The sequence below is a fragment of the Barnesiella sp. CU968 genome (genome assembly GCF_905219685.1).
Lineage (GTDB): Bacteria > Bacteroidota > Bacteroidia > Bacteroidales > Muribaculaceae > Lepagella > Lepagella muris_A.
The window spans coordinates 1-1,070 of the sequence record NZ_CAJMXD010000594.1 but is presented as its reverse complement, the minus strand read 5'-3'; the positions used below and the strand labels follow the sequence as shown (position 1 = coordinate 1,070).

The window sequence follows — 1,070 nt, the reverse complement described above, 5'->3', positions numbered from 1 at the left end:
TCATAAATGTGTGTATTCGTGAATATCCCAAAAAAGTCCGGGGTATGATTCTTGATTTTTAGCAGAGCCTATTTTAAATTTGCGGAAAATTACAAGCCAAAATAAAATGAACAGTAATAATACAATCTTTAATCTTGGTGACAAGGAGGAAATGTCCCTTGAAGAGTTTTTTGACAGGATACCCGAATACGATGATGATGATGATTATGAAATTGTCTGGCCTCCATATTTTGGGGAGTTTGAAAAGTGGGTTATAATCCATAAAGATGTTACCCCCGAATATGCATCTAAACTGACTGATATACTTTTGGATACGGTTGAGTATCTTTATGATTTTATCGGATTCTCCCTTTATGCGGAGTTTGAGAACATCATGCGATGTGGTATAACCGAAGAATCTGCTGTCGATCTGGTCGACAAATACATTGATGAGCTGAATTGTCATCTTGAACTTGCGCCGGATCTGTTCAATAAAAGGGCAAGGAGGGCTCTTCTGTACTATCGCTCTTTCATCGCAGAAAAAACAGGCGCCAAAGATCCTGCTGAATCTAATAGTTTCAGTATACCCCATGATACCCAATTTGTCGAGTGGCTTGAGAATAGTTTAAATATGGATTATGAAAATGCCACTAAGGTGCTTTCCTCTTTGCGTAACTCGGTTGCATGGTTCAGACCAATATTCGACATGGATTTTGATCCTTTTGCAGAAGCAATCTCGTTCTCAAAAAAAGAAAGCCGAGATAAAATGCTTGAATATATAATTGACCATGTAGAAACTTTCTTCGAATTGAAGACCGACTCCAAGGTCTTGTCCCGGCAAGAATGTATGCCCAAAAGAAAAACTGTTAAAAATGCTATCTCCAATATGAAGTGTTACTTCAATTTTTTAAATGATATGAACAAGTGATCTTTATTCATATCATGCAAAAATGTTATAATTTTTTTGAATTGAATAAGTAAGTGTTGGAAATTAGCTTATATTAAATTTCAGGAGATTTTATGAGGTGTTTTTATGAGTCGAGGAGGGAGCATAGCGGGCTTCTATGTTGCTGTACAAATGATTTGCAGAT

The 1,070-nt window shown here is 36.4% G+C and carries 1 protein-coding gene; it reads left to right on the top strand.

The window, feature by feature from the left end:
* Positions 1–106 precede the first annotated feature (106 nt).
* On the top strand, positions 107–907 hold the full coding sequence (locus tag JX312_RS13920) for a hypothetical protein (protein WP_204458519.1): 801 nt from the start codon (positions 107–109) through the stop codon (positions 905–907).
* Positions 908–1,070: the final 163 nt, after the last annotated feature.

Bases quoted from the DNA above. Each gene is read 5' to 3' on its own strand.
- JX312_RS13920 (WP_204458519.1), top strand. From the start codon at position 107: ATGAACAGTAATAATACAATCTTTAATCTTGGTGACAAGGAGGAAATG.